Below are 17,181 nucleotides of genomic sequence, written 5' to 3'. Positions count from 1 at the left end.
AGCAAAGACCCGGCAAGCTCGGTCCAACCCCACGTCATGGAATGTAAGGGAGGATCGGATGGTGCAGCTGTGTTCTATCGAGCAAGCAGTCGACGATGTACTGGCGCGGTTGCCAGCGCATATTCACATGGGCCTGCCCCTGGGCCTGGGCAAGCCCAACCATTTCGTCAACGCGCTGTATCGGCGCGTGGCGCAGTTGCCGCAGCGGCAGCTGACGATCTACACCGCGTTGTGCCTTGGTCGCCCGCCATTGGGCGACGGCTTGCAAAAGCGCTTTCTCGAGCCCTTCATCGAAAATGTCTTCGGCGATTATCCGGAACTGGAGTTTCTAGCCGATCTGCGCCGCGACAGCTTGCCGGTCAATATCCGCATCCAGCAGTTCTTCATGCAACCTGGCAGCCTGCTCAACAGCGCAGCGGCGCAGCAGGATTACGTCAGCAGCAATTACAGTCACGCGGCTCGGGACATCAACGCCGCCGGGTTGAACCTGGTGGCGCAACTGGTTGCCAGCCACGCTGATCATCCCGATCGCTTGAGTCTGAGCTGCAACCCGGACATCACCCTCGACCTGTTGCCGATGATCGCCAGGCGCCGGGCTGCCGGCCAGACCATTCTGATGGTCGGCCAGGTGCATAACGATTTGCCCTACATGCCCGGTGATGCCGAAGTCGGGATCGATACGTTTGACCTTTTGATTGACGAGAAAGACAACACAACCCTGTTCTCGACGCCGAACATGCCGGTGGGTTTGCAGGATCATCTGATCGGCCTGCATGCCAGCACACTGGTGCGCGATGGCGGTACTTTGCAGATCGGCATCGGTTCCATGGGCGACGCGCTGACGGCGGCGTTGCTGGCGCGCCAAGCCGACAACGACGGTTACAAGGCAGTGTTGGCGGATGTAAATCTCAGCCAGTGGGCGCAACTGATCGAGCGCGAAGGCGGCATCGAGCCATTCGCCAGAGGCCTTTACGGTTGCAGCGAAATGTTCGTCAACGGCCTGCTGGTGCTGGCCGATGCGGGCATCGTGCGGCGCAAGGTGTACCCCGATGTGCCGACCCAGCAGCAGGCGAATGCCGGCACCCTCGACGAAGCGGCGCAAACCGATGGCATCTCGGTCCACGGCGGTTTCTTTCTCGGGCCGCGCAGTTTCTATGAGCGCTTGCGTGAGTTGCCGCAAAACAAGCGGCTCGAATTCAACATGACCCGCATCAGCTACATCAACGAGCTATACGGTCAGGAAGAACTCAAGCGTTTGCAGCGCCTCGATGCGCGGTTCATCAACACGGCGTTTACCGTGACCCTGCTGGGGGCTGCCGTGGCGGATCAGCTCGAAGACGGGCGCGTGCTCAGCGGCGTAGGCGGGCAGTACAACTTTGTGGTGCAGGGTCATGCACTGCAAGGCGCGCGCTCGGTGTTGCTGCTGCGCAGCTGGCGCGAGTCGGGGGGCGAGGTCAGTTCGAACATTGTTTGGGAGTACGGCCACTGCACCATTCCGCGGCATCTGCGCGATATTGTGGTCACCGAATACGGCATCGCCGATCTTCGCGGCAAAACCGATGCAGCAGTGATCGAAGCCTTGCTCAATATCAGTGACTCACGCTTTCAGCCCGGGCTGATCGAACAGGCGCAAAAGGTTGGCAAGCTACCGAAGGATTTCCACCTCGATCCGCGCTTTACCGACAACCGCCCTGAACGTTTGCAGGCGATCGCCGCGCGGCATGCGCCGCTGTTTCCCGAGTATCCGTTGGGCTGTGATTTCACCGAAGTGGAGCGGGACGTGTTGCGGGCGCTGAACTGGTTGAAGAGCAAGTTCAAGCTGAGCGAGATTCTGGAGTTGGGCAAGGCGGCGCTGGATGCACCCGAGGCTTCGACATTTCCCGGACACCTGGAGCGAATGCAGCTGAGCCAGCCGGAAGGGTTGAAAGAAGACCTTTATCAACGCCTCCTGCTAACCGGCCTGAAGGCTACCGCGCAATAGCTGCCACCCAACACAACTGTGGGAGCTGGCCTGCCAGCGATGAGGCCCTGACATTCAACATCTTCGTTGGCTGTCTGGCCGCCATCGCTGGCAAGCCAGCTCCCACAGTGATTTGCGGTGTGGTTATTCGATGAAGGTCACAACGCCATCTTTCAGCGACTTGACGCGCGCCAGCGATTCCACGCGATAGCCCTGAGAATCCAACTCGGCACGCCCACCCTGGAACGATTTCTCGATCACGATGCCCAGGCCGGCTACGGTCGCGCCAGCCTGCTTGATGATCGAGATCAGCGCCTGGGATGCCTTACCGTTGGCCAGAAAGTCATCGATGATCAGCACGCGGTCGCTGCTGGTCAGGTGGCGCGGGGAGATCGCCACGGTGCTTTCGGTCTGCTTGGTGAACGAGTAGACGGTCGCCGACAGCAGGTTTTCGGTCAGGGTCAGGGACTGGTGCTTGCGGGCGAAAATCACCGGTACACCGAGGTTCAGGCCGGTCATGATCGCCGGTGCAATGCCCGAGGCTTCGATGGTGACGATCTTGGTGATGCCCGAGTCCTTGAACAGCGAGGCGAACTCGTCGCCGATCAGCTTCATCAGGGCCGGGTCGATCTGGTGGTTCAGAAAGGCGTCGACTTTCAGGACCTGGTCGGAAAGCACGATGCCTTGTTCACGAATTTTCTGGTGCAGTGCTTCCATGAAGCTGTCCTCTGTTGGCGCCTTTTGCGCCGAAGGTGTCAATAAAAGTGTCAATTCTAGCGCTTTAACATCGCGCGTATATCCGCCAATGCGTTGTTTCCGCGCACGGCTTTGACTTCGGTCGGGGTATCGTCGTTGCCTTCCCAGGCGAGGTCGTCCGGTGGCAACTCATCGAGGAAGCGGCTCGGCGCGCAATCGATGATCTCGCCGTACTGCTTGCGCTTGGCAGCGAAGGTAAAGGCCAGGGTCTGGCGCGCGCGGGTGATGCCCACGTAGGCCAGGCGGCGTTCTTCTTCGATGGTATCGGCTTCGATACTGGAGCGGTGCGGGAGGATTTCCTCTTCCATGCCCATGATGAACACGTAGGGGAATTCCAGGCCCTTGGAGGCGTGCAAGGTCATCATCTGCACGCCTTCGGCGCCGTCTTCTTCTTCCTGCTGACGCTCGAGCATGTCGCGCAAGACCAGTTTGCCGATGGCGTCCTCGACGGTCATCTCGCCTTCTTCGTCCTTCTCCAGGGTGTTTTTCAACGCCTCGATCAGGAACCAGACGTTGCCCATGCGGTAGTCGGCGGCCTTGTCGCTGGAGCTGTTGGTGCGCAGCCAGTTCTCGTAGTCGATGTCCATGACCATGCTGCGCAGCGCCGAGATCGGATCTTCGCCGGCACACTGCTCGCGGACCCTGTCCATGAAGCGCTTGAAACGCGACAGGCGATCGGTGAAGCGGCTGTCCAAGTGCTCACCCAGGCCGATTTCGTCGGTGGCGGCGTACATCGAGATCTTGCGCTCGGTCGCATAGTTGCCGAGTTTTTCCAGGGTGGTCGAGCCGATCTCGCGGCGCGGCACGTTGATTACCCGCAGGAAGGCGTTGTCGTCGTCCGGGTTCACGATCAGGCGGAAGTAGGCCATCAGGTCCTTCACTTCCTGACGTCCGAAAAAGCTGTTGCCACCCGACAAACGATACGGCACCTGATGGTGCTGCAATTTCAGCTCGATCAACTTGGCCTGGTAGTTGCCGCGATAAAGGATCGCGAAATCGCTGTACGGACGGTCGGTGCGCAAGTGCAGGCTGAGGATTTCCATGGCCACGCGCTCGGCTTCGGCGTCCTCGTTGCGGCAGCGGATCACGCGGATCTCGTCGCCGTGGCCCATTTCACTCCACAGCTGCTTTTCAAATTCGTGCGGGTTGTTCGAAATCAGCACGTTGGCGCAGCGCAGGATGCGGCTGGTGGAGCGGTAGTTCTGCTCCAGCATCACCACTTTCAAGGACGGGTAGTCTTCCTTGAGCAGCATCAGGTTTTCCGGGCGAGCGCCGCGCCAGGCGTAGATCGATTGGTCATCGTCGCCCACCACGGTGAACTGGTTGCGCTTGCCGATGAGCATTTTCACCAGCAAGTACTGGCTGGCGTTGGTGTCCTGGTACTCGTCCACCAGCAGGTAGCGCACCTTGTTCTGCCACTTTTCCAGGATGTCGGCATGTTCTTCGAACAGTTTCACCGGCAGCAGGATCAGGTCGTCGAAGTCCACCGCGTTGAACGCCTTGAGCGTGCGCTGGTAGTGGGTGTAGACGATGGCAGCGGTCTGCTCTTTGGGGTTACGCGCGTTTTCCAGGGCCTGGGCCGGCAGGATCAGGTCGTTTTTCCAGGCGCCGATCATGTTCTTGATCTCGTCGACACCGTCGTCGCCCGAGTATTCCTTCTGCATGATGTCGGTCATCAGGGCCTTGACGTCGGTCTCGTCGAAGATCGAGAAGCCCGGTTTGTAGCCCAGCCGCACGTGTTCCTTGCGGATGATGTTCAGGCCCAGGTTGTGGAAGGTGCAGACCGTCAGCCCGCGACCTTCACCGGCACGCAGCAGGGTGCCGACCCGTTCCTTCATCTCGCGGGCGGCCTTGTTGGTAAAGGTCATGGCGACGATGTACTGGGCGCGGATGCCGCAGTTCTGGATCAGGTGCGCGATTTTGCGCGTGATCACGCTGGTCTTGCCGGAGCCTGCACCGGCGAGCACCAAAAGAGGGCCGCCGACGTAGCTCACGGCTTCTTGCTGCCGGGGATTGAGTCGGGACATAGGTAAATTCAGGAGTCAGTCACGAAATGGGCCGGCATTTTAACAGGCTCAGCAAATTGTGCTGCTCTCTCCGACTTGTGACGCAACACGCGATCTCTAATTGCCGCTTTTGTTACTTTCACGCAGGATGCGCAACGGATTTGCGTCTAATGTTCGTAATTCCGGATACAAAGACCTCGTTTGATAACTGATGTCATTGTCATTAGTTGTCGGCACGGCATAATGCCCGTCGCCTACATCTTTGCAGAGTCTAGGGAGCTAGCTTGTCTACGCCTGTCGAACCCTTGCGTTTGCTGCTACTGGCCGAAGAGCCAGCGTGGGCAGCGTTGTTGCGCGAGTGTCTGGCTCCGATGGGGAGCTCGGCCGTGCTCATCAGCGCGCCGAGTTGGGAGTCGGTCAGCAGTCTGTTCGATGACAACCGCAGTGCGGTGTTATTGACGATCCCGGCTCTTCAGCCGGCGCCGGGCCGTTGCTGTCTGCCGACGGTGTTGCTGCTTGAGCACGAGCCGCTCACACCGCCCGACGGCGTCAGCGACTGGCTGGTACGCGAGCATCTCGACCCCGGCATGCTGCGCCGCTGCCTGCGGCATGTGCGCGAACGTGGCGTGCTGGAGACCACTTTGCAACGCCTGGCCGAGCAAGATCCGCTCACCGGTATTGCCAACCGCCAGGGCTTCCAGACCCTGCTGACGGCGCGCCTGGCGGAAAACGACGGTCGCGGTCTGGCGCTCGGGCATCTCGACCTCGATAACTTCCGTCATGCCAACGACGCCCTCGGCCATCAGGCGGGCGACCGGTTGATCCTGCAAGTGGTCGCCCGGCTCAAAAGCCAGCTCGAAGCCGGTGATCAACTGGCGCGGCTGGGCAGCGATGAGTTCGCGCTGCTGATCGACACCCGCCGCGCCCCTCTACGCGCCGAGTGGATGGCCGAACGCATCACCGAAGCGCTGGCCGAGCCCTATTGGGTCGATGGCGAAAGCCTGTTGATCGGCTCCAGCCTGGGCATCGCCCATGCCCGTGCCCAAGCCGGTGCCGACCCGTTGATGTGGCACGCGCACATCGCCATGCAGCAGGCCAAGAGCACTCAAGGCTGCACCTTCCACATCTTCAACGAACGCATCAATCGCAATGCCCGCAGCATTGCCGATCTCGAAACCGAGCTGCGCCGGGCGTTGCGCCGCGATGAGCTGGAGCTGCACTACCAGCCACGCCTGAACCTTGAGGACGGGCAGATCGTCGGTCTCGAAGCGCTCGTGCGCTGGCGTCACGCTGAACGCGGGTTGTTGCCGCCAAGCGAATTCGTGCCGCTGGCCGAACAAAGCGGCCTGATCGTGCCGCTGGGTTACTGGGTGATTTCCCGTGCCCTGCGTGACATGCAGGCATTGCTGGAGCTGGGTTTGCCGCCGTTGCACATGGCGATCAACTTGTCGTTCCGTCAATTCCAGGACAGCCAGTTGCTTTCGACCTTGAGCCGGTTGATTGCCGAGCGCGGCGTCGAGGCACAGTGGCTGGAATTCGAATTGACCGAAACCGCGGTGATGCGTCGTAGCGATCTGGTGAAGCAAACCATGGATGCCCTCGGGCGTCTGGGCGTGCGCTTCTCCCTCGACGACTTCGGCACCGGGTTCTCATCGTTCGTGCACCTCAACAGCCTGCCGATCACTTTGCTGAAGATCGACAAGAGCTTTGTCGGCGGCATGGAGCAGCGCGAAGAGAACCGCAAACTGGTCCACGCGATGATCAACCTGGCGCACAACCTCAATCTCGAAGTCGTCGCCGAAGGCGTGGAAACGCCAGAGCAACTGGAATTGTTGCGCGGGTTCGAATGCGATCAAGTGCAGGGCTATCTGATCAGCAAGCCGTTGGCGCTGGCGGACCTGGTGGAGTACCTGATGTTTGGCAGCAGCCAGCAGCCAGCGCTGGAAGTGGTGGTGTAACCGTAACGCTTGCAGGAATGCGCTTTGGGTGGCGAGGGAGCTTGCTCCCGCTGGGTCGCGCAGCGACCCCAAAAGCTTTGCGACAGCTGCGCAGCTGAGCGGGAGCAAGCTCCCTCGCCACACAATCCCCGGGGATTTCAGTCAGGTTGAGCCATCCGGAAACCTTCCTTAAGTGTTGGCTCCCGCCGAATCATCCGCTTCATCTTCCACTCAAACGCCAGCGTCAAACTGACCGCTGCGCAAGCCAGTCCCAGCGCCAGGCCCCACCAGACGCCCGTCGGCCCCCAGTTCAAATGGAACGCCATCCACCATGCGGCCGGTGCGCCGATCAGCCAATAGCATCCCAGGCCGACCAGGAACGTGGTCTTGGCATCCTTGAGCCCGCGAATGCAGCCCATGGCAATGGTTTGCGTGCCGTCGAACAGCTCGAACCACGCCGCTACCGCCAAGAGGCTCACGGCCAGATTGATGACTTCACGGAACGCCGGGTCGTTGTGGTCCAGGAACAGGCCGATCAACTGATTCGGCAGCAGCCAGAAGACCATTGCGAAACACAGCATCGCCGCCGCACCGAAGGCGATGCCGACCCGGCCGGCCAGTCGCGCATCGAGCAATTGCCCGGCGCCGTAATGCTGACCGATGCGCATGGTGATGGCGTAGGAAATGCCCGCCGGGACCATGAACGCCACCGAGACGATTTGCAGGGCAATCTGGTGCGCCGCCAGTTGCGTGCTGCCCATGGTGCCCATGCACAACGCCGCGAACGCAAACAGTCCGACTTCCACTGCATAGGTGCCGCCAATCGGCAGACCCAGTCGCCACAGTTCCTTCAGATACTGTCGGTTGAGCCGCAGCAACCCCTGGCGCAGCGGATACGCCTCGTACGCAGGATGCCGGCGAATGTGCCATGCCAGCGCCAGGGCCATGAGGTTGGCGACAATCGCGGTGACCAGGCCGATGCCCATCAAACCGAGTTTCGGCAGGCCGAACATGCCGGTGATCAACGCGTAGTTGAGCAGGAAGTTGGCCACCGTGCCGCCCAGGCTGATAACCATCACCGGTGTCGCGCGGCCGATGGCGCTGGTGAAGCCGCGCAAGGCCATGAAACTCAGATAACCGGGCAGGGCGAACGGCAAAAAGATCAGAAATTGCCCCGCCGCTTGTACGTTGCTTTCGGTCTGGCCGAACAGCAGCAACACCGGTTTGAGGTTCCACAGCAGTAACCCGGCGCCCAGCGCCATCAACCAGGCCAGCCACACTCCGGCCTGGGTCAGTCGGGCCGCGCCAAGAATGTCGCCCGCGCCCTGACGGATCGCCACCAGCGTACCGACCGCCGCGATCACGCCAATGCAGAAAATCGACACGAACGAATAGGTCGCCGCACCCAGCCCGCCACCGGCCAGCGCCTCGGGACTCAGGCGGGCCATCATCAAGGTGTCGGTGAGCACCATCAGCATGTGCGCCAACTGTGAGGCAATCAACGGCCCCGCCAGCCGCAGGATGGCCCAGAGTTCAGTACGTGCTGGATGCTGCATGGTCATCAGGCTCGATCATCAACGTGAAGAGGAAAGCACCGATTCTCGGCGCTTCACGGGGTTTGCACAAAGGGATAAAAAGGATGGATGGCATGATTCAAACTCATGCTGCAGAGTTTCTGCTAGGGTGGCCAAGTCCCGCTGTAGGAGCATTCCCAATGTCACGTCGTCTTCCTCCCTTGTATGCCCTGCGCGCATTCGAAGCGGCGGCGCGGCACAGTTCGTTTACCCGCGCAGCCGAAGAACTGTCGATTACCCAAAGTGCCGTGAGTCGTCATATTCGTACCCTCGAGGAGCATTTTGCCTGTCGCTTGTTCCATCGCAGTGGCCGCAACTTGCAACTGACCGAGTCGGCGCGACTGATCCTGCCCGGCATACGCGAGGGCTTCACAGCACTTGAGCGAGCCTGCAATACCCTGCGCGCCGAAGATGACATCCTGCGCATGAAGGCGCCGTCGACCCTGACCATGCGCTGGCTGCTGGCGCGGCTCAGTCGATTTCGGCACCTGCAACCGGGAAATGAAGTGCAATTGACCAGTGCCTGGATGGACGTAGATTCGGTGGATTTCAACCATGAACCGTTCGACTGCGCAGTCATCCTCAGCAACGGGAACTTTCCTCCGGACTGGGAGGCAAGTTTCCTGTTCCCCGAAGAACTCATTCCTGTGGGCGCACCGAATCTTCTGAAGGATCAACCCTGGGACGTAGCGCGTCTGGCCAGTGCCGAACTCTTACATCCAACGCCCGATCGGCGCGACTGGCGCAATTGGCTGGAGCATATGGGCCTGACCGATCAAGTGTCGCTCAAGGGTGGGCAGGTCTTCGACACGCTGGAGTTGGGCATGATCGCCGCCGCTCGAGGATACGGTGTTTCCATGGGGGATCTGCTGATGGTGGCGGAAGATGTCGCCCAGGGGCGGTTGAGTCTGCCGTGGCCGACGGCCGTCGCCAGCGGTGAGCATTATTACCTTGTCTGGCCGAAAACGCGCCCGGGAGGCGAACGTTTGCGCCGTCTTGGCGACTTCCTGCAGAGCGAAGTACGAGCCATGGAATTGCCGGATGTCCACCGATTGAGCTGAATCGATAGAGCTGCCTGGGTGATGGCTTTAAGCTATATCCCGGCGAATTACTCAAGTATCTCGATTTGCCGCCGAAAATCTGCATGTTAGGACCTTCGTGCAGGTTCGACATATTGTCCATTATTAGAAATGTTGCTGAGCATTGGGGTCGGGATGATCCAGTCGCTCGGCCAGGAGCTGTCATGTCTCAACCTCGTGCCCGGATCGCCTCACAGCTTGGTCTCGCGCTTGCCGTGATACTGGCCATTGTCATCACCGGCAGTACCTTGTTCGCCCTGCGTTCGCTGGACACGGCCAACCTGGCGACCCGCGAAGAGCACTTGGCCAGTGAGGCCCGGTTGCTGGCCGATCAGTTGAGTACTTTCCACGGTACATTGCGCGAAAGCACCCAACGCCTGGCAGGGCTGTTCGAGAAGCGCTTCAGCGCGGGCCTTACCGTGCACCCGGATGAACCGGTGAATGTGGCGGGCACGCAGACGCCTGGCCTGCATCTGGGAAGCGAAGTGCTCAACAACAACTTCAAGGAAGTTGATGAGTTCAAGCAGATGACCGCGGGTGTGGCCACGGTGTTCGTGCGCAGCGGCGAAGAATTCATTCGCGTCAGCACCAACGTCACCAAGCAGGACGGCAGCCGCGCCATCGGTACGGTGCTCGATCATGCGAACCCGGCCTATGCTCGATTGATGGCGGGGCAGAGCTTCGTCGGTCGATCCCTGCTTTTTGAACGTTTTTACATGTCGCAGTACACGCCGCTGCGTGACAGCAGCGGCAAGGTGTTCGCGGTGTTGTACGTAGGTTTTGATTACACCGATGCGCAGAAGGCCCAGTTCGAAAACCTCAAGCGCTTCCGCATCGGCCAGACCGGTTCGCTGGCGCTGCTGGATGAGCAAAACAAATGGCTGGTGCCGATTGCCGGTGTAGAAGCCCTGGACCAGGCTGTCCCGGCCATCAATGCGCTGGCGAAAACCCCGGGTAAAGGCGAGTTCTGGAGCGACAAGACCGAAGACTTCTACAGCATCGCCGTGCCGTTCGAGGGGGGGCCGTGGTCGGTGGTGGCGAGCATGCCGAAAACCGAAATCAGCGCCGTGACCTGGAGCGTCGGTATTCAGTTGGCAATCGGCAGTTTGCTGGCGATGCTGATTGCGGTGGGTTCGGCGGTCTGGTTATTGCGCAGCAAACTCGCGCCGTTGGGTGATCTGGTGCGTCAGGCCGAAGCATTGGGTGCCGGTGATTTGAGCGTGCGCTTGAACGTGTCGAGCAACGACGAGATCGGTCAACTGGCCCGCGCCTTCAACCAAATGAGCCAGGCGCTGTCGACGATGGTCGAGCACATCCGCAAGGCCTCGGTAGAGGTCAACAGTCGTGCCCAGGCGCTCTCGGGGCTGTCCGGTGGTGCCTACGAAGGCATGGAGCAGCAGTCGGGCGAGATCACCAGCATGGCCGGTGCCGTCGAAGAATTCAGCGCCACGTCCCTGAACATCGCCGACAACATGGGCAACACCCAGCGTCTGGCTCAGGAAAATGCGCAACAGACGCAAATCGGTCGCACGTCGATGGATGAAGCGTCCTCGTCTCTGGAGCAAATCGCCGGGGCGTTGAACAGCACTGCAACGGTGATCAATACCCTGGGTCAGCGCTCCCAGGAAATCGGCGGCATCGTCGGCGTGATTACCTCGATTGCCGAACAGACCAACCTGCTGGCGCTGAACGCGGCGATCGAAGCCGCCCGCGCCGGCGAGCAGGGTCGTGGCTTTGCCGTGGTGGCCGACGAAGTCCGTAACCTGGCATCCCGTACCCGCCAGGCGACTGACGAAATCTCCGGCATGATCCAGAGCATCCAGCAGGAAACCGGCAATGCCATCAGCACCATGGAGCAGGGCAACGTGCTGATGCAGGAAGGCTTGTCGCGTAACGCCAACGTCGCTACGGCATTGGCGCGCATCGACGAACAAAGTCGCTCGGCCGGTCAGCAATTCGCTGCGATCACCACGGCGACCCAAGAGCAGAGCAGCACCGCGACCTTGCTCAGCAGCAATTTGCAGAGCATTGCGTTGGCCAACAGTGAGCAGCGTGAAGTGGTAGCCAATCTGGCAGTGACCGCCAAAGAGCTGGAGAAACTGGCGGCGGATCTGCGTTCCGAGGTTGATCGGTTTCGGTGAGGTGTTGCTGACATAGACTTTGCGTGCGAACTCGCCCTCACACCGTCCGTATTACACAGGATAGGGTGAGGGCCTGCTCGCGAAGGCATCAGTGTCGATTGTTGAGTTATCGCAGCGTCAAACCTGTTTTTCTTACTTGCTGAAACGTTTCCGCAGCGCTATAAAAATGGCACAACTCCAATAAAGGCTGCTGCCATGTCCCCGCTTAAACTTGCCGTCGCCCTCGGCGCGCTGTCCGCTGCTACCCACGCCATGGCCTGGGACTACGTCCTTCTCGATGCTGACAAGCCCGCGCAAAACTGGACCATCACCAGTGAGCAGCTTGGCGTGAAAACCGATAAACCCTTTTCCGTGAGCCTGCGCACGTTGCACGGTGGGCGGCAGGAAGGTGTCAGCATCGTTGATATCGATAACGGCACAATGAAACTCTCGGTGGTGCCGACCCGGGGCATGAATGTCCTGCACGCCTCTGTTGGCAACGTGCGCATGGGTTGGGATTCGCCCGTCAAGGACGTGGTCAACCCGGCCTTCATTGAACTCAGCGGGCGCGGTGGTCTGGGCTGGCTGGAAGGCTTCAATGAACTGGTGACCCGCTGCGGTTACGAATGGGTCGGCCATCCCGGCATGGACAATGGTGAGCTGCTGACGTTGCACGGTCGCGCTGCCAACATCCCGGCCAGTACCGTCACGCTGCACATCGACGAAAAACCACCCTACGCCATCAGCCTTCGCGGCGAGCTGAAAGAGCAGGCCTTCAAGAAAGTCGACTTTTCGGTTGTCACTGAACTGGTCACCCAGCCCGGCAGCGTGCGTTTCGTACTCAACGATACGCTGACCAACAACGGCGATTATCCAAAGGAATACCAGACGCTTTACCACAGCAACTTCAGTAGGCCGTTCCTTGAGCAGGGCGCACGTTTTGCCGCGCCGGTTAAACAGGTTTCGCCCTTCAACGACAAGGCCAAGGGCGATTTGGCGGACTGGAATACATATCGCGGGCCGACCAAGGATTACGACGAAACCGTCTATAACGTCGTGCCCTATGCTGACGCCAAAGGCGAAACCCTGACTGTTTTGCACAACCAGGCTGGAAGCCTCGGTGTTTCCGTTGGCTTCAATACCCAGCAGTTGCCCGTATTTTCCCTTTGGAAAAACACCGATACCCAAGGGCAGGGCTATGTCACCGGCCTTGAACCGGGTACCAGTTTTTCCTACAACCGTCGCTATCAGCGACCGCTAAATCTGGTGCCTACCATTGCATCGAAGGAACACAAACAGTTTCAGATCAGCTACAGCCTGCTCGCGGACAAAGACGCTGTGGATAACGCCTTGAAGCGTGTGACCGAGATTCAGGCCGGGAGAGAAACCGAATTGCGGCAGACACCGCTGGTTGACCTGACCGAACATTAAGGCGTCGCTGGCCGGTATTGCAGCGCTTCGGCAAGGTGCTCACGTTTGATGGTATCGACTTGCTCAAGGTCGGCCAGTGTCCGGGCGACCTTGAGTAAACGATGCGCCGAACGCAGCGACAATGTCAGCCGTTCACAGGCTGACTCCAGCCATTTCTCATCAGCTGTGGATAACTGGCAGTGTCGCTTCAGCCCCGGCAGATCGAGAAACGCGTTGGCACAACCCTGGCGTTTCTGCTGTCGTTCTCGAGCCTCTGCCACCAAAGCAGCGGCACTGGCGCTGTCTTCTCCAGGCTTCACCTGCGGGTTCAACGCCGTCGCTTCACGCGCCACCGTCAGGTGTAGATCGATTCGGTCGAGCAGCGGTCCTGACAACTTGTTGCGATAGCGCTGCACCATGTCCGGCGTGCACGAACACTTGCCGCTCGGCTCGCCAAGATATCCGCAGGGGCACGGATTCATCGCCGCTACCAACTGGAAGCGTGCCGGAAAACGTACGCGATCCTTGGCCCGGGCAATGACGATATGCCCGGACTCCAGCGGCTCGCGTAATACCTCCAATACCTTGCGATCAAATTCCGGCAGTTCGTCCAGAAAAAGCACGCCGTGGTGGGCCAGGGTTATTTCGCCGGGTTGCGGTTTCGAGCTGCCACCAACCAAGGCTGGCCCCGATGCCGAGTGGTGCGGTTGACGGAATGGGCGCTGCGGCCAATGAGTCAGCGGCGCGCCACTGGCAACTGACTGAATTGCCGCCACCTCCAAAGCCTCGCTCTCGGCCAGGGGTGGCAGCAGCCCCGGCAACCGGCTGGCCAACAATGTTTTACCGGTTCCCGGAGGCCCGTTGAACAACAGGTTATGCGCCCCCGCAGCAGCAATCAGCAATGCCCGTTTGGCAGCCAGTTGCCCCTGCACTTCATTCAAGTCGGGATAAGGCTTGCTGGCATGCATCAACCCGTCAGACACATACGGCTCAACCGGCGTATGCCCGTTGAAATGCGCCACCGCTTCCAGCAAATGATCCACGGCGTAGACCTTCAACCCCGAGGCCAGACACGCCTCCTCGGCATTCGCTCGCGGTACCACCAGCGCACGACCAGCCTTGCGCGCCGCCAGTGCTGCCGGCAGCACGCCGCGTACCGGCCGTACCGCTCCTGACAACGCCAACTCGCCCAAGCATTCCACCTCGTCCAGTGTCAGACATGGCACCTGCACACTCGCCGACAGAATCCCCAAAGCAATCGCCAGATCAAACCGCCCGCCATCCTTGGGCAGATCCGCCGGAGCCAGATTCAAGGTGATCCGCCGCGCCGGAAACTGCAGCCCGGAATTGATGATCGCGCTGCGCACCCGATCCTTGCTCTCCTTCACCGCCGCCTCGGGCAGCCCGACCATGGTCAGGGAGGGCAAGCCATTGGCCAGATGGACTTCGACGGTGACAGCGGGGGCTTCCACGCCAATCTGGGCGCGACTGTGGACGATGGAGAGGGACATGGTGTTCCTTGAAATGTACAGGGGCCGCTTCCTGCGGTTCTTCAAGGGTAGTCAGGAGATGAGAGTTTCGCGTGGCGGGAGTGAAGGCAAAATTTCACGGGATGTTGCGAGCCATTCTGGGATGCCGGGTTTGGGATCAATAGATCGGAGCCTGCAGCAGCTCCTGCAAGCGAAGCGGAAGGTTGTTCCGACCTTCAATCGCGAGCAGGCTCGCTCTTACAGGGCTTGCGGCGTCACTCGGCTGGAGGAGTGAGCCTCGCTTCCAGTTCCGCAACCTTCGCTTCAAGCGCTTCCAACCGTGCCCGCGTGCGCGCCAGCACCACCATCTGGCTATCAAACTCTTCGCGACTCACCAGATCCAGTTTGCTGAAGCCGCTCTGCAGCAACATTTTGAACTGACTTTCGATTTCAGCTTTCGGCAGAGGCGTGTCGCCACTGAAGAGGCGGGAGGCGGTGCCGGTCAGGGCGTCGAGGAAGTCTTTGGGCGCGAGCATGGGAAGAGGTCCTGATAACAATGGCAGGCAGTGTATCACGCAGTGTCTATAGTCATTTTCGTGGGCAATGGATGCACGCTTTTCGCGCATGCGGACGGACGGCATCGCACCGTTGTTGTGCGTATCGCGTCGGGCATTGTGGTGATGATCTGGTCATCTGCGAGCAAGGGCTTGAAAACAGAGGATTTTGCGGAGATGGCAAGCTTTCTGCTTAGACGCTAGTGACCCATGCACTGATGCAGTCGCTGTGACGAATGCAGTGCGCCAGGCGAAACGGGGAAGTGTTTCGCAAGGAGCGGTTAACTGGCGTCGGACGGGCAAGTCAGAGCCGACGATGCGTTACAAAGCCAGGCACTGCGCTTAGACTTGAGACGGGTTTGTTTTCCTGGGGCAAGTCCACCAATTCGGGAGAGAGTTTTCATGAAGCTAGTCACTGCCATCATCAAGCCGTTCAAGTTGGACGACGTGCGCGAGTCGTTGTCCGAGATCGGCGTGCAGGGCATTACCGTTACTGAAGTCAAAGGCTTCGGTCGGCAGAAGGGTCACACCGAGCTGTATCGTGGCGCGGAGTACGTGGTCGATTTCCTGCCAAAGGTGAAGATTGATGTCGCCATTGACGACAAGGATCTCGACCGGGTTATCGAAGCGATAACCAAGGCCGCCAACACCGGCAAGATCGGTGACGGCAAGATCTTCGTGGTCAATCTGGAACAGGCGATTCGCATCCGTACCGGCGAAACCGATACCGACGCAATCTAAGCCGCCACAAACCCAACGCCCCAGGAGAAAACAATATGACTCTGCGTAAAATCGCAGGGCTAGGAGCCCTGTTGTCCCTCGTAATGCCCGGCCTGGCCATGGCGGCAGACGAAGTGGCAGCCCCAGTCCTCAACTCCGGCGACACCGCCTGGATGATGACCTCGACAGCCCTCGTGCTGTTCATGACCATTCCCGGCCTCGCGCTGTTCTACGGCGGCATGGTTCGGTCGAAAAACATTCTTTCCGTGATGATGCAGTGCTTCGCCATTACCGGTCTGATCAGCGTCCTGTGGGTCATTTATGGCTACAGCATCGCGTTCGACACCACCGGCATGGAGCAGGGCGTCGTCAACTTCAACTCGTTCTTCGGCGGCATGGGCAAGGCGTTCCTCGCCGGTGTCACGCCTTCGAGCCTGACCGGTCCCGCGGCGCTGTTCCCCGAGGCGGTCTTCATCACCTTCCAGATGACTTTCGCCATCATTACCCCAGCGTTGATCGTCGGTGCTTTCGCCGAGCGGATGAAGTTCTCCGCCATGCTGGTCTTCATGGGCATCTGGTTCACTCTGGTTTACGCACCGATCGCGCACATGGTCTGGTCCGGTAACGGCGGCCTGATGTGGGACTGGGGCGTGCTCGACTTCGCTGGCGGCACCGTGGTGCACATCAACGCCGGTGTGGCCGGTCTGATCGCCTGCCTGGTACTGGGCAAGCGCAAAGGCTTCCCGACCACCCCGATGGCGCCGCACAACCTCGGTTACACCCTGATGGGCGCGGCCATGCTGTGGATCGGCTGGTTCGGTTTCAACGCCGGTTCCGCCGCTGCGGCCAACGGCACTGCCGGCATGGCGATGCTGGTGACCCAGATCGCCACCGCCGCTGCCGCACTGGGCTGGATGTTCGCCGAGTGGATCACCCACGGCAAACCAAGCGCATTGGGCATCGCCTCGGGTGTGGTTGCCGGCCTGGTTGCCATCACTCCGGCCGCGGGCACCGTTGGCCCAATGGGCGCACTGGTGATCGGTCTGGCTGCAGGCGTGGTGTGCTTCTTCTGCGCCACCACCCTGAAACGCAAACTCGGTTATGACGATTCCCTCGACGCCTTTGGCGTGCATGGTATCGGCGGTATCCTCGGCGCGATCCTGACCGGTGTGTTCGCTGCACCGTCGCTGGGTGGCTTCGGCACCGTGACCGACATCGCCGCACAAGTGTGGATTCAGTGCAAAGGCGTGGGCTTCACGGTGATCTACACCGCGATCGTCACTTTTATCATTCTCAAGGTACTCGACGCCGTCATGGGCCTGCGTATCACCGAAGAAGAAGAGGCTGTCGGCATCGATCTGGCGCTTCACAACGAACGCGGCTACAACTTGTAAGCACGCGCATTGAAAAACTTGCCCGGCTTGCCGGGCATTTTTTTGTCTGCAATTTGTCATTGAAGTAAGCGCTGAAAGGTTTTTTCTTACAGCTTTGGCGGTGTTTACGACACGTGTTTTTGTACCGTCGATGGCTTACATGACTGGAGGATTATTAGGGCCTTTGTTTTTTCCCAGAGCGCGCTAGAATGCGCCCCGAACG

The 17,181-nt window shown here is 60.0% G+C and carries 12 protein-coding genes; 7 read left to right on the top strand and 5 right to left on the bottom strand.

Translation table 11 applies throughout. The features are described 5' to 3' along the window. Nucleotides 1-58: 58 nt before the first annotated feature. Nucleotides 59-1,981 carry an acetyl-CoA hydrolase/transferase C-terminal domain-containing protein gene (locus D8U69_RS28485; RefSeq protein WP_130903806.1) on the top strand — a complete coding sequence of 641 codons (1,923 nt, stop codon included), beginning with the start codon at nt 59-61 and terminating at the stop codon, nt 1,979-1,981. A gap of 123 nt (nt 1,982-2,104) precedes the next feature. On the opposite strand, the gene D8U69_RS28480 is transcribed toward D8U69_RS28485, so the two are convergent. Together D8U69_RS28480 and rep are read right to left on the bottom strand one after the other, a co-directional pair. Beyond that, a complete protein-coding gene (locus tag D8U69_RS28480; protein ID WP_056854144.1) occupies nt 2,105-2,677 on the bottom strand; it encodes a xanthine phosphoribosyltransferase in 573 nt (190 codons plus the stop codon). A 56-nt stretch (nt 2,678-2,733) separates the two neighbouring features. Continuing rightward, entirely contained in the window at nt 2,734-4,743 is a 2,010-nt protein-coding gene (rep, locus tag D8U69_RS28475; RefSeq protein ID WP_007975144.1) for a DNA helicase Rep, read from the bottom strand. A gap of 263 nt (nt 4,744-5,006) precedes the next feature. Between rep and D8U69_RS28470 the strand changes: the two genes are divergently transcribed. Further along, on the top strand, nt 5,007-6,680 hold the full coding sequence (locus tag D8U69_RS28470; protein WP_130908607.1) for a bifunctional diguanylate cyclase/phosphodiesterase: 1,674 nt from the start codon (nt 5,007-5,009) through the stop codon (nt 6,678-6,680). Between the two features lie 137 nt (nt 6,681-6,817). Here D8U69_RS28470 and D8U69_RS28460 read toward each other — a convergent pair whose 3' ends face one another. Continuing rightward, nucleotides 6,818-8,215 carry a NorM family multidrug efflux MATE transporter gene (locus D8U69_RS28460; protein WP_130908621.1) on the bottom strand — a complete coding sequence of 466 codons (1,398 nt, stop codon included), beginning with the start codon at nt 8,213-8,215 and terminating at the stop codon, nt 6,818-6,820. 158 nt (nt 8,216-8,373) lie between these two features. Here D8U69_RS28460 and D8U69_RS28455 point away from each other — a divergent pair, with 158 nt between their 5' ends. The 3 genes from D8U69_RS28455 (at nt 8,374) to D8U69_RS28440 (ending at nt 12,863) form a co-directional block, all read left to right on the top strand. After that, on the top strand, nt 8,374-9,294 hold the full coding sequence (locus D8U69_RS28455; protein ID WP_056854142.1) for a LysR substrate-binding domain-containing protein: 921 nt from the start codon (nt 8,374-8,376) through the stop codon (nt 9,292-9,294). 182 nt (nt 9,295-9,476) lie between these two features. Next, nucleotides 9,477-11,453, top strand: coding sequence for a methyl-accepting chemotaxis protein (locus D8U69_RS28445; RefSeq protein WP_130903809.1), 1,977 nt, complete (start codon nt 9,477-9,479; stop codon nt 11,451-11,453). A gap of 195 nt (nt 11,454-11,648) precedes the next feature. Next, nucleotides 11,649-12,863 carry an aldose 1-epimerase family protein gene (locus tag D8U69_RS28440; RefSeq protein ID WP_130903810.1) on the top strand — a complete coding sequence of 405 codons (1,215 nt, stop codon included), beginning with the start codon at nt 11,649-11,651 and terminating at the stop codon, nt 12,861-12,863. Here D8U69_RS28440 and D8U69_RS28435 read toward each other — a convergent pair. Continuing rightward, complete coding sequence (locus D8U69_RS28435; RefSeq protein WP_056854139.1) at nt 12,860-14,353, bottom strand: YifB family Mg chelatase-like AAA ATPase; 1,494 nt, start codon at nt 14,351-14,353, stop codon at nt 12,860-12,862. The two genes, D8U69_RS28440 and D8U69_RS28435, sit on opposite strands and share 4 nt — an antisense overlap. A gap of 233 nt (nt 14,354-14,586) precedes the next feature. Next, complete coding sequence (locus D8U69_RS28430) at nt 14,587-14,847, bottom strand: accessory factor UbiK family protein (protein WP_130903811.1); 261 nt, start codon at nt 14,845-14,847, stop codon at nt 14,587-14,589. A gap of 420 nt (nt 14,848-15,267) precedes the next feature. Between D8U69_RS28430 and glnK the strand changes: the two genes are divergently transcribed. Further along, a complete protein-coding gene (gene glnK, locus D8U69_RS28425) occupies nt 15,268-15,606 on the top strand; it encodes a P-II family nitrogen regulator (protein ID WP_002555808.1) in 339 nt (112 codons plus the stop codon). Nucleotides 15,607-15,641: 35 nt separating this feature from the next. Next, entirely contained in the window at nt 15,642-16,979 is a 1,338-nt protein-coding gene (locus tag D8U69_RS28420; RefSeq protein WP_130908605.1) for an ammonium transporter, read from the top strand. Nucleotides 16,980-17,181: the final 202 nt, after the last annotated feature.

The sequence above is a fragment of the Pseudomonas sp. Sample_16 genome, from assembly GCF_004307665.1.
In the GTDB taxonomy this organism is placed as follows: Bacteria; Pseudomonadota; Gammaproteobacteria; order Pseudomonadales; family Pseudomonadaceae; genus Aquipseudomonas.
Note: the sequence above shows the minus strand (reverse complement) of the source record. Positions and strands in the feature narration are given on the sequence as shown.

Coding starts and splice junctions, on each gene's coding strand:
- D8U69_RS28485 (WP_130903806.1), top strand. CDS start 59: ATGGTGCAGCTGTGTTCTATCGAGCAAGCAGTCGACGATGTACTGGCG.
- D8U69_RS28480 (WP_056854144.1), bottom strand. CDS start 2,677: ATGGAAGCACTGCACCAGAAAATTCGTGAACAAGGCATCGTGCTTTCC.
- rep (WP_007975144.1), bottom strand. CDS start 4,743: ATGTCCCGACTCAATCCCCGGCAGCAAGAAGCCGTGAGCTACGTCGGC.
- D8U69_RS28460 (WP_130908621.1), bottom strand. CDS start 8,215: ATGCAGCATCCAGCACGTACTGAACTCTGGGCCATCCTGCGGCTGGCG.
- D8U69_RS28455 (WP_056854142.1), top strand. CDS start 8,374: ATGTCACGTCGTCTTCCTCCCTTGTATGCCCTGCGCGCATTCGAAGCG.
- D8U69_RS28445 (WP_130903809.1), top strand. CDS start 9,477: ATGTCTCAACCTCGTGCCCGGATCGCCTCACAGCTTGGTCTCGCGCTT.
- D8U69_RS28440 (WP_130903810.1), top strand. CDS start 11,649: ATGTCCCCGCTTAAACTTGCCGTCGCCCTCGGCGCGCTGTCCGCTGCT.
- D8U69_RS28435 (WP_056854139.1), bottom strand. CDS start 14,353: ATGTCCCTCTCCATCGTCCACAGTCGCGCCCAGATTGGCGTGGAAGCC.
- D8U69_RS28430 (WP_130903811.1), bottom strand. CDS start 14,847: ATGCTCGCGCCCAAAGACTTCCTCGACGCCCTGACCGGCACCGCCTCC.
- glnK (WP_002555808.1), top strand. CDS start 15,268: ATGAAGCTAGTCACTGCCATCATCAAGCCGTTCAAGTTGGACGACGTG.
- D8U69_RS28420 (WP_130908605.1), top strand. CDS start 15,642: ATGACTCTGCGTAAAATCGCAGGGCTAGGAGCCCTGTTGTCCCTCGTA.